Origin of the sequence: Coprococcus sp. TF11-13, from assembly GCF_003481085.1 — a bacterium.
Lineage (GTDB): Bacteria > Bacillota > Clostridia > Lachnospirales > Lachnospiraceae > Coprococcus > Coprococcus aceti.
Map to the genome: position 1 here is coordinate 1 of NZ_QUKK01000016.1, position 11,051 is coordinate 11,051.

Annotated in this window: 15 protein-coding genes, 1 pseudogene and 1 riboswitch; of the genes and pseudogenes, 10 read left to right on the forward strand and 6 right to left on the reverse strand. The window is 36.6% G+C overall.

What is annotated here, in order from left to right; genetic code table 11:
- Positions 1 to 290: 290 nt before the first annotated feature.
- Positions 291 to 416: pseudogene (locus tag DXD11_RS13720) on the forward strand (DUF6061 family protein); the annotation flags it as partial.
- Here DXD11_RS13720 and DXD11_RS13725 read toward each other — a convergent pair.
- Positions 356 to 613: a helix-turn-helix transcriptional regulator gene (locus DXD11_RS13725; protein ID WP_330426650.1), complete on the reverse strand. Its 258-nt coding sequence runs from the start codon at positions 611 to 613 to the stop codon at positions 356 to 358. The pseudogene DXD11_RS13720 and the gene DXD11_RS13725 overlap by 61 nt on opposite strands.
- Before the next feature lie 154 nt (positions 614 to 767).
- Between DXD11_RS13725 and DXD11_RS13730 the strand changes: the two genes are divergently transcribed.
- The 9 genes from DXD11_RS13730 (at position 768) to DXD11_RS13770 (ending at position 7,516) form a co-directional block, all read left to right on the forward strand.
- Entirely contained in the window at positions 768 to 950 is a 183-nt protein-coding gene (locus DXD11_RS13730) for a helix-turn-helix domain-containing protein (protein WP_005422953.1), read from the forward strand.
- Positions 943 to 1,641, forward strand: coding sequence for a VanR-ABDEGLN family response regulator transcription factor (vanR, locus tag DXD11_RS13735; RefSeq protein ID WP_106762864.1), 699 nt, complete (start codon positions 943 to 945; stop codon positions 1,639 to 1,641). The genes DXD11_RS13730 and vanR overlap by 8 nt, the downstream gene beginning before the upstream one ends.
- Entirely contained in the window at positions 1,628 to 2,716 is a 1,089-nt protein-coding gene (locus DXD11_RS13740) for a sensor histidine kinase (RefSeq protein WP_005422949.1), read from the forward strand. Before vanR ends, DXD11_RS13740 begins: the two co-directional genes overlap by 14 nt.
- 146 nt (positions 2,717 to 2,862) lie before the next feature.
- A complete protein-coding gene (locus DXD11_RS13745) occupies positions 2,863 to 3,699 on the forward strand; it encodes a hypothetical protein (RefSeq protein ID WP_118758610.1) in 837 nt (278 codons plus the stop codon).
- Position 3,700: 1 nt separating this feature from the next.
- Positions 3,701 to 4,414 carry an ABC transporter ATP-binding protein gene (locus tag DXD11_RS13750; RefSeq protein ID WP_005422944.1) on the forward strand — a complete coding sequence of 238 codons (714 nt, stop codon included), beginning with the start codon at positions 3,701 to 3,703 and terminating at the stop codon, positions 4,412 to 4,414.
- Entirely contained in the window at positions 4,404 to 5,591 is a 1,188-nt protein-coding gene (locus tag DXD11_RS13755) for an ABC transporter permease (RefSeq protein WP_106763257.1), read from the forward strand. Before DXD11_RS13750 ends, DXD11_RS13755 begins: the two co-directional genes overlap by 11 nt.
- Before the next feature lie 26 nt (positions 5,592 to 5,617).
- Complete coding sequence (locus tag DXD11_RS13760; protein ID WP_181013427.1) at positions 5,618 to 6,103, forward strand: hypothetical protein; 486 nt, start codon at positions 5,618 to 5,620, stop codon at positions 6,101 to 6,103.
- A gap of 54 nt (positions 6,104 to 6,157) precedes the next feature.
- Positions 6,158 to 7,114, forward strand: coding sequence for a D-alanyl-D-alanine carboxypeptidase family protein (locus DXD11_RS13765; protein ID WP_106762868.1), 957 nt, complete (start codon positions 6,158 to 6,160; stop codon positions 7,112 to 7,114).
- A 153-nt stretch (positions 7,115 to 7,267) separates the two neighbouring features.
- A complete protein-coding gene (locus DXD11_RS13770; RefSeq protein WP_118758611.1) occupies positions 7,268 to 7,516 on the forward strand; it encodes a hypothetical protein in 249 nt (82 codons plus the stop codon).
- 185 nt (positions 7,517 to 7,701) lie between these two features.
- Here the strand turns inward: DXD11_RS13770 and DXD11_RS13775 are convergent, their stop codons facing one another.
- From DXD11_RS13775 to DXD11_RS13795, 5 genes are all read right to left on the reverse strand, one after another.
- A complete protein-coding gene (locus DXD11_RS13775) occupies positions 7,702 to 7,959 on the reverse strand; it encodes an ECF transporter S component (RefSeq protein WP_118758612.1) in 258 nt (85 codons plus the stop codon).
- A gap of 74 nt (positions 7,960 to 8,033) precedes the next feature.
- Positions 8,034 to 8,145, reverse strand: a riboswitch (FMN riboswitch).
- 20 nt (positions 8,146 to 8,165) lie between these two features.
- Complete coding sequence (locus tag DXD11_RS13780; protein WP_004844992.1) at positions 8,166 to 8,561, reverse strand: pyridoxamine 5'-phosphate oxidase family protein; 396 nt, start codon at positions 8,559 to 8,561, stop codon at positions 8,166 to 8,168.
- A gap of 211 nt (positions 8,562 to 8,772) precedes the next feature.
- Positions 8,773 to 9,207 (reverse strand): Rrf2 family transcriptional regulator, encoded by a 435-nt coding sequence (locus tag DXD11_RS13785; RefSeq protein WP_009243644.1) that lies wholly within the window; start codon positions 9,205 to 9,207, stop codon positions 8,773 to 8,775.
- Positions 9,208 to 9,361: 154 nt separating this feature from the next.
- The gene (locus tag DXD11_RS13790; protein WP_226855224.1) at positions 9,362 to 10,111 is read right to left on the reverse strand and encodes a DUF6040 family protein; all 750 of its coding nucleotides are present in this window, start codon (positions 10,109 to 10,111) and stop codon (positions 9,362 to 9,364) included.
- A partial coding sequence (locus tag DXD11_RS13795) for a MobA/MobL family protein (protein WP_158579450.1) occupies positions 10,050 to 11,051 on the reverse strand: 1,002 nt, incomplete at its 5' end. The genes DXD11_RS13790 and DXD11_RS13795, both read right to left, overlap by 62 nt.

Consider the following 11,051-nt stretch of genomic DNA (forward strand, 5'->3'; position numbering starts at 1 on the left):
GATTGAGATTTCACCTGTTTTAAGAGATTTAATAACTGTTATATTTTGTTATTAAATTCACTGTAAATCCTTGAAAACACTGGATTTATCGCAGGTGAGCTTTCCCTTATTGTTTCCCTTGTGTTATATCTTCCCATATAAGTTTACGAACTCTGATAAGGGAAAATACAAGGGCAAGAAAAATCTATAAAACAGTATAACACAAAATAAAACTGACATGGTGAACTGATTGAAATGCTTCTTAATTTTTACAATTAATGGTTGATTGAATAATAAGGAGATGGGATACGATGAGAACAATATTTGCAGAATACAATCCACAGTGCAACAGTATTGATGTTTATACCAGTGCCGGCTATATGCTTCGCATTGACTGCTGGGAAGCTGAAAAGAATTTAAAGACTACCGATACGTCAAGCAGGGTTACAAGCTCATACAAAATCTGCAAACTTGGGTGCTGCCCGCTGTTTTCAATGGACGCGATATATCGCGGCGCAATGTTCAGCTTATCCGCTAACTGGTTGCGGGAAATTCCCTTTGCTTTTCTTGCCGCTTTGATAGCCTGTCCGAAAGCCTTAAAATCAAACTTTTCTTTGCTCTGCTTCATAATCATTTCACCCAACTACATTGTATATTTCATCTCTCTTTCAAGATATGATTACACGCATCATAGTATGGATAGAAATAGAGCATATCATGTACTTGCTATTATTCGGTTATCCGAGTATAATTATATTGATAATGTTTGAAGAAAGGACGGTTACGATATGGAATATATGTCTTGTCCCGAAGCAGCGGAAAAATGGGGTATTTCTGAACGGCGTGTGCAGATACTTTGTAAAGAAAATCGAATACCTGGTGTTTCAAAAATCGGTTATATGTGGTTGATACCCAAGAGCGCAGTAAAACCATTTGATAAAAGGATAAAAAGGAGTGTAGACAATGAATGAAAAAATTTTAGTTGTAGATGATGAAAAAGAGATAGCAGATTTACTTGAAGTTTATCTTAAAAACGATAATTATATAGTACACAAATATTACAATGGAATTGAAGCATTGGAATGTATTCAGAAAACGGAAATTGATTTGGCGATATTGGACGTTATGCTTCCTGATATAGACGGATTCCGTATTTGCCAAAAAATTAGAGAAAATTTTTATTTCCCTGTTATTATGCTTACAGCTAAAATTGATGATGGCGATAAAATAATGGGGCTAACAATAGGTGCCGATGATTATATAACAAAACCTTTTAATCCCCTTGAAGTCATTGCAAGAGTGAAAACACAGTTAAGACGCTATCAGAAGTACAACAATCCAACAAAAAAGCAGTTTTTTCCAAAAAGTGAATATGACATTAGAGGATTGATTATCAATAAGGACACGCATAAATGCTTTTTGTTCGGAAAAGAAATATCTTTAACTCCTATCGAGTTTTCAATCCTTTGGTATTTATGTGAACATCAAGGCAAAGTTGTTTCAACTGAGGAACTATTTGAAAATATCTGGAAAGAAAAATATTTAGATAATAACAACACCGTAATGGCACATATAGGGCGGCTTAGAGAAAAATTAAATGAACCCGCCAAAAATCCAAAATTTATCAAAACAGTTTGGGGGGTAGGTTATGAAATTGAATAAAAATGAACAAAATTATCTGCTTACAATCCTGTTTAAAAGTTATATCTTACAGAGTGTAATTTGTTCGGGAATTATCTTAGTGTGTACGGTTTCGTTAGATATGGGACTTACTTGGGTACTGGATAGATATGTGGAACATTACTACCTGATATATAGGGGACTTTATGTTTATATGGTAGGGCTTATATTATGGGTAGTTTGCATTTTGTATTTGACTTATAAACTTTTGAAAAAGGTTGTTAATTATGTCTACGAGTTACAAGCTGCAACAGGAAAACTATTTGATAAATCAGTAGATTATATTGAACTCTCACCGGAACTAAGCGAAATTGCTATCAACATAAATCGCTTAAAGCAAGAAGCAGAAAACAATGCGCGACTTGCACAGGAAAATGAACAGCGCAAGAATGATTTGATTATGTACCTTGCACATGATTTGAAAACGCCGCTTTCTTCCGTCATTGGCTATCTAACACTACTGCATGATGATGAACAACAAATATCACAGGAGTTAAGAGAAAAGTATCTTTCTATTTCTCTTGATAAAGCAGAACGTCTTGAAGATTTGATAAACGAGTTTTTTGAAATCACACGATTTAACTTATCTAACATAACATTACAATACAGCAACATAAATTTGACCCGTTTATTAGAACAACTTATCTATGAATTTAAGCCCATATTAAAGGAAAAAAATTTGAAATGTACTCTCAATAGTACAAGCGACATTATGCTACATTGCGACGCAAACAAAATACAACGTGTGTTCGATAATCTCTTGCGTAATGCAGTAATTTACAGTTATACAGATACAGAAGTTGCAATAACCACAGAACTTCAAGAGAACACTATTGTAATTACTTTTGAAAATTTTGGGAATCCTATCGCAGAAGAAAAACTAAAACTAATATTTGAGCAGTTTTACCGAGTTGACACATCAAGAAATACTACAAGTGGTGGTGCCGGATTGGGACTTGCGATTGCGAAACATATTGTAGAACTACATAAGGGGACTATTGTTGCTCATAGTAAAGACGAGTGTATAAAATTTATAGTTACACTTCCACTTTCGTAGGAAAATCGTAAGAAATTCCGTAGCAAAAAAGAGGATTTTCTTGCGAACAATCATCAAAATTAAGGCTTTTATTTTGATACAATTATTGTATCAAGGTGAAAGCCTTTTATCTTTAAACGAAATATAATATACAATAACAAGGAGGTATGTTGGTGAAATACCAAAATCGAATTATGGCGTTACCTATGCTATGTATGATAATAATTGTGTTATCTGCCTGTTGTTTTGACGAGCAGAAAAATGAAACCAGTAACGTAAATCCAAAAGTACAATCCGTTGAAACGGTATCCGTTACTCGCGGTAATCTTACTCCAACGGTATCTGCTCACACAACTATTATTCCGGCTTTGGATTTTGTTTTATGTTCTTCTGTTGAGGGTACTTTTGAAGCCTGTTCCTCAGCCGGCAACAAAATTACTGAGGGTGGTGTGATTGGGAAAGTATCTGAAGAAGAAATAAAATCCCCAGTTGACGCAACGATTCTTTCTATTATCTCATCTAATGAGAGTGTTCCCAAAAATTATCCCTTAGCAACAGCTAAGTACACAGGTTTTGCTCTCAATATTGAAGCTGAAAATTTTTTGAAAATATTGCCGGAAAATGCAGCATTAAAAGCAAAGTTTCAAGTAGTTGATGGTGTGGGACCTACGGAAGCGATTGCAGTTGTAGTACCAGTATCAGAAAATGCAGAAAGCACATTGCAATGTTTAATTGGAAAAGATATTGATGTAAAACTCGGACAAAGTGCTACCGTTGTCATAACAGCCGAAACTAGAAAAGATGTGCTTTTGTTACCACTTTCAGTCATTGCGGGCAGACAAGGTAAGGGAATGGTAACCGTAATAAATGACGGAAAACAAATTCAAACAGAAGTTATGCTGGGTGCAACTGATGGTGCATATATAGAAATATTGTCGGGTGTAAATGAGGGCGATACAATTTCTTCTATTCCCCCAAACCTTGACCCAAGGAGTAATTTGTAACATGGAAAAAACGAATGGAGGAAATTTAATTCAAATAAAAAACTTGGTAGCGACTGTTAATTTGAATAATGGTGATACCTTAGTAACTGTAAACAAAGCAAATATGGAACTAAAGCGAGGAAACAGCTATGCTATTGTAGGCAAATCGGGTTCAGGAAAAACAAGCCTTATATCAATTATAGGTTTACTCAACCACTCATATCAAGGCGAATTTCTTTATAATGGTATGTCTGTTTCCACTTTAACAGATAGCCAGCTATCTATGCTTCGAGCAAGTAATATCGGTTTTGTTTTTCAAAACTATTCTTTAATTAAACATTTAAGAGTTTGGGAAAATATTGAGCTTCCTTTACTTTATTCCAAAAAGAAAATGAATACAAGACAGCGGAAAGAAGCAATACGAAATCTTTTGCAAAGTGTTGGATTAGAAGGAAAAGAAAATGATTATCCATCTAATTTATCAGGAGGCGAACAACAAAGAGTGGCGATTGCCCGCGCACTTGCAGTATCGCCGGAAGCCATTTTATGTGATGAACCTACTGGTGCTTTAGATAAAAAAACCGGAAAACAAATTATGGACCTTTTACATCAAGTTGTGCTTAAAAATGGCATTATGCTTTTAATAGTAACTCATGACCTCGATATTGCAAAGACTTGTAATACAATTTTTGAAATGGACGGAGGGAGGCTTCAATGTGTTAAATATGATTCTTAAAGACCTTCGTATTTCTCCTCTCCGCAATATTTTAACCAGTATTTCTATGCTTGTAGGAATTATAGCAATGATAGGTTCCGTTTTGGTTGGTACTCTTGGTAAAGAGTATTTAATTTCTGTTAATGCACAGATATACGGTTGGGTTCCAACATACTCCTTTTCAATAATGGATTGCCGTTTTGAAGATGCCGCTAAAATGCAGAATTTTTTGACAAAAGTACAGCAATTAGATGACTCGATAGCCGTTACTCTGTCTATGCAGGAAAATATAAGCTTTGCACCGATTCCATCCCTTTCATCATTGAAAGATAAAAATGACACACTTTATAAAGATTTTATACCTGTTGATGTCATTTTCACAACAACAGGTTACAATAAAGTCTATAATTTACCTATGTCATCGGGAAATTGGTTTTACTCCTCCGAAACAAACAATATTCTTTGTATGGTAGTAAATAAAGAGGCTGAATCCTATTTCAATACTTCGTATGCCGTAGGTAATCCAAAAAACAGCCTTGCATTAACACCGTTTAACGTAACTGGGATTGTAAATGACGGAAAGGATATACCTACAATCTATATTGACGTACAAGCAATAGAACAGCTTGTTCCTAATATGTGGCAAGTACAAAGTGCAAATATTTATTGGCACATGACTAATGGACTTACAACAAAACAAATGTATTCTGCCTTACAAGATATTTTGAAAGAAACAATAGGAGGTCATTTAGAAAATACAGGAAGAAGCGATATTGGTAATGCTTATGATTCTGTATTAGCTATGCTTCAACTAGGACTTTTAGTAACATCGTTTTTATTATTGTTTGTTTCTGTTTTGGGACAGATTAACATAGGTTTATCTTCTTTAGAACAACGTACACATGAGCTGTTGATTAGAAGAGCAATAGGAGCTTCCCGCGCAAATATTGTTACTTTGGTTTTAGGTACGCAACTGATTATTTCAATATTCGTTTGCATTGCGTCAATTTTACTCTCGCTACTTATCGTTGAAGGTATCAGTGTATTGCTTCCACCTGATTCACCAATAACAGCACCAAGTTATCCTATTTTTTCGGCTGTCATAGCTGTAATAACTTCTGTTATTGTTGCATTATTAGGCGGGTTATTGCCCGCAATAAAAGCAGCAAAACTGGAACCTGCATTAGCACTTAGATAAAAGTTTAAGAAATTGGAGGAATAAATATGAAAATATTATCTGCTAAAACAAAAATTCTTTTAGGAATGATTTTTACTTTAATGATATGCTTAATGTTTGCGGGGTGTTCTAATTCTGATACTACATCTGATTCAAGAGGATTTACAGACTTTGAGCATATCGAAGAAGAATATCTTGCAACCATTGACAGTTTGGATTGGCCAGATGGAGTTGAACTTCCTAAAAAGTTGGAAAATGAAGATACAGGGGCTTCTTTCCAAGTTGGCTATGGTGAAACAAGAGCTTCTAACTTGTGGGAATATTCATGGATGAAAGAATGGCTTGACACTTATAATACAAATCCGGAAAGAGCCGAAAAAGCATTAGAAGAATTGGAAAAAGCATTTGATATGCCATATATGGGAAAAGACAGGTGCGATGACGCTACTCGTAATTATTTGCGAGAAAATATTGACAAAGCAAAACTAGGTGATCCATCTGGTTTTAGGGAGTGTATAGATGTTAATTATTGATTGGTCTTACTAACAAGTAATTTTCAAGTACATTTAGGGAGGTGAATTAAGTAGATGAGAAGAAATTATAAGAGAAAAAAATTCCATGTAAGCGGTATCTGTATTTTTCTTGTTTTGATAATATTTAGTGTTGCTTTTGTATTGTGGGCAATGAAACCTGACAATTTTCGCAATGAGAAGAATAAAATCAACTCTTGGCTGAATGGAATTTCCTTTCAAGATTTTTATAATGCAAAATCCCTCATATTAGTTGACCTTTCTAATGACAATATATTTATTTCAAAGCGAGAAAACGAGCAACAGCTTCCTGCCAGCTTAGCCAAATTATTTGTCATTGAATACGCAGCAACACTTGCGGATTTAGATAGTATTGTTCCTGCAAATTATGAAGCAATCCAATTAACTAAACCTGGTTCATCTGTTGCGAATATAGACGCGAAAAAATATTTTCTCCACAATTTGTTTGCTGCCATGTTGGTTCCATCTGGAAATGACGCTGCTTATGTAGTCGCGGATTATTGTGGTTCTATTCTTTCACCACAAGCTAAGAATAGTCAAGAACGTATTAATGTTTTTATGGAACATCTAAATAATTACTTACAAAATCAAGGGTATGAAAACACAATTTTATATGACCCAAGCGGATATGATGTCAATGCTCTCACTACCGTTTCAGACCTAAAATCAGTATCTACTCACCTTTTAGAGAAGCAATGGTTTAGAGATATTGTTTCAAAGAGTAATTATACAGCTACTTTACCTGACGGAAGTACGCAGACATGGAGGAATACTAATACTTTTCTTGACCAAACATCAGAATATTACAATGAAAATGTTAAAGGTATCAAGACAGGTTCCTTATCTAATGACTATAATTTAGTTGTTCTTTATCAACAACATGGAAAGGAATTTTTAATATGTAGTTTAGGCTCTCAATCGGATTCTTCAAGATATGATGATGTGAATTATATTCTTAAAACAATAGATGAATCTGACTATTTAACTAAATGATTTCATCTGCCGGACGACGGCAAAAGAAAAAAAGCCGTCGCAGAGCAGACACATTTTCACGCGCCTACTCTATTTCGGCGGCTTTGATTATCAGAGCCGCCGTTTCTTTTTATCCATCTAAATTCCAACGACGACCCTCTACCATGTAAAGGCATGGCGGCTTTAGGAGGTAGCCGCCATGCACTTATCAACTTATCGACACAAATCGACATTCCCCCAATTATCAAAAAAAGTCTATCCCCTGCAACGGGGTATTTCGGGCATAAAGATGAACGAAAAAAAGAAGTTTTGGACGCTTACCATAGCGCGGTGGAAAAAGCAGCCCCGGAGAAACCAAAGGAAGCCGAGCCGAAAAAAGGAAAACGGGCAGCAAAGAAAAAACACAGCGAAATAGACCTTTAACCGCTGTATCTCTTTACTGCTCTTTACAACCTTTTATATGCCCGCGTGGAATTTGGGCACCATTTGGGCACCATTTACGGAAAAAGCACCATGAAAACAGAGGGTAAAAGAAACGCCGACAACTCACAAAAACGTAGTGTTCATGCGGGTTTTCGGCGTTTTCCTATCCCTTAACGGGCTTCTATTCATCTTGTGCGAGAGAGAAAAATTCTACTATTTTTTATCAATTCTATCATCACTCCTGTAACCGGTCCAAACGCAAACGCCCCAATCAGTGCAGGTAAATCTGACAGATCCATTCGTGCAAATGATGGACTCAAAGGAACCGGAAACTCTAAAAATGCCAACACATATGATATAGCTGCCAGTAGAGCTGTCATTGTTATCGTCCTTGTAGAAACTAAATTTTTTCTTGTTTTAATAGTTGCTGTATTGTTACTCATAAATCTCCTTTTTGTGAGATATGCCTGAATTTAAAACAGCCCGCAGTATGGGATTTCCTGCGGGACTTGTTTTATCATATCTTCTCTCATCCGGACTTTACCGTCGGTTATGGAATTGCACCATATCAGCTTTTGCTCGCAGACTATACTGCCGGTCAGGAATTACACCTTGCCCCGAAGACTGTAATTTTTTCTGTTAATTATCTTTAAAATTCATAAGGTGGATTTCCAGAGAAATCTGCGATTAAACCATGCGGATTTTCAAGATAGAATACCTCAAAAATAGGATTATCTGCTGTCTGATACTGTCCCTTAACGATAGGATTGTTCATGCATCCTTCCTTTACACTCTTGTTGTCCTCAAATACTGCTTTACCATGAAGACGAATCCATGCGTATTCAGGGGAAGATACTGATACTTCTACTTCAGGATTTGCTAACATATCCTTGTAAACATCCTTTGTGTTGTTAGTACAGAACCAAAGCTTTCCGTCCTGCTCAAAACAGAACATGAATGGACGGCATTTTGCCTTTCCATCTCTTCCGACGGTTGCTAAATACTGAACCGGGTTTTTCTGTAAAAATTCTACTACTTTCTGCATTTTAAATTACCTCCTTGATATGTTGTAACAACGATTATTACATCTTGTAGCTATACAATATCATCCGTTTAATGTAATGTCAATAGTTACATCAAATTTTTTGTAACTTTTTTTGTTACAACTCCTTTTGAAGATTTTGCATTGATTATGAAAAACGAAAAGGCTCCGGAAATTGTGATGATATAATCACTCATCCGAAGCCTTCTGTAGGCTACTCTTCCTCTGTATACACTGCAATATCTTTTTTCACATCAGCAAGTGTCATTTCTGAAAGTTTTTCCTCCATTGCCTTCTGTACTTCTAACAGTCTCTTATCAAGAACATGGTGAATATTCTTTCCTACCGGACATTTCTGATTGGGATTCTCATGAAAATGAAACAGTTCTTCATCTGGTGCACATTCCACTGCTTTATACACATCAAGGAATGTAATCTGCTCCAATGGTCTGGTAATTGTCACACCGCCTGTCCCTCTTGCAACTTCAATAAGACCAGCAGCCTTTAATTGTTGCAATATTTTACGAACAATCACCGGATTAGTTCCAATGCTTGCTGCCATAAAATCACTAGTCATCTTCTGATCCGAAAATGTATCTATACAGGCAAACATATGGATTGCCATTGTAAATCTGCTTGAAATCTGCATTATAAACACCTCTCTTTGACAGTAATCATATCAAAAAACAGATGTAATTTCAATGGTTACATTGTTGTTGAAAACTTAATATAAATACAATCAATAGTCTGCTTTAAAAAAAACAGGAAGATACTTTACAAAATCTTCCTGTTTTCTTTTTGTTTTAGTAATATCCTCGTTCCTCCCGCCAGTCTTTCACATAACATCGGATTCCGATATAGACCACGTGCACAAGAAGTAACAGTAGAATAAGGTTCATCGAAATGATTGATTTTATCCATTCTCCAAAGTAAATTACAATAGCTGTACTCGTTATCGCCACTATGATACTAAGGATATCCCAGCAATATTTCCGGTAGATTTTTCCCACCTGATAACCAATCCCAACTATCAGTAATCCAGTTATTATGAATAAAATTCCCATAACAATAGCTACGATCAGCCAGTACATAAGCCCGGAAAGGATACGGTTAGGTATTCCGCCACTTAACTGTCCGAAAGAATCTGCCCCTATGACAAACTCCCGAAACAATCTTCCCATTCCTTTTCCTAACACACCGAAAAAGGTGATACAATCGTTAAGGAAAACTGGCGAAAGAATAGCAGTAAACAGTGTTGTTGTTAAGCTGTACCATGCCAGTAGGAACAGGATACTTTCATAACCAGTTGTCATATTTTTATATTTCTTTTCCAACTGACTTTTGCGGTTATCGCATTTCTCTTTTGCTTTTTGGTAAACAGTACGGTCACATTTTTCGCATTTCTCATAAGGCACTTTTTTCTCAACAGCTACCTCAACCGTCTTTTGGTGTGTCTGTGCATAAAGTTTTTCCTGTTCTGCTTTTTCGTACTTAAATTTCCATGCCACGACTTCTGCGTCGGCTCTTTTCCTGTTGTCTGTCTCGCTGATCAATCGTTCCTCTGTTTGCCTTAATCTTGTCCACAATGCTTCGATATTCTCGGCTCTGTTTTCGCTGTTCAATTTCTCGTTCAAGGTCAGCGATTCGCTTAGCTGCCTGTTTAGTTCCTGGATTGTCTGGTCTTTCTGATCCAGTTCGTCCTGCATCTGTTCGGTCATCAGCAGAAGTTCTTCCACCTGCCCGACGTTCTCTAAGTTTCTGCATCCGTTCATCAATCTCCCTCGCTTTCTCTATCTGCTGTTTAAGGTCAGCAATTCGCTGTTCTGTTTCTGCAATAAGCTGTTCTCGCTGTTCAGCTTCTGCGTTAATTCCTGCCATTGCTGATTCTCGGTTTCCAACTGTTCGATTCTGGTTTTCTGTTGCTCGATCTGTGAGAGCAGTTCTTCGGTATCTGGCAAAAGATTCAGCAGCCCGGATAATTCGCTGTTTAAGCTTTTCAAACTCTGGTTCTGCTCCTGAAAGGACAGAAGCTGCCTGTCCCGTTCCTGCAATTCCTGTACCATCTCTGCCATAAGATTCTGCTGTTCCTCGATCTGGTTTATCATTGTCCCCATCATAGGAATGACTTCCCGGCTTTCTTCTAATGTCATCCAATCGCTCCTTCCATTGTGTCAATGCACCGGATACTTTTCCAAAAGAAATTTGTATTTTATTCAGCAGTGCATTTTGTCTTTTTATGATCTGGTTTTCCTCCACTTTCCATGAAGCGGATGGTGTCTGCCCATTTTGAAATTTCTCATCAATTTTTCTGGCATCTGCACCCTCATGGATTGTCGGTATCTCTAATTTCCCCTGCCTTGCATAAGAACGGTGGTCAATGTGATTCTCCGTTTTCAAATGTGCATTACAGACGTTTGCCCATTCGCTCCGCCATAGTTCACAATTTTTTTGATTGTTCCATCCGGTAGCATCGGTTAATACACGTTTCCACTG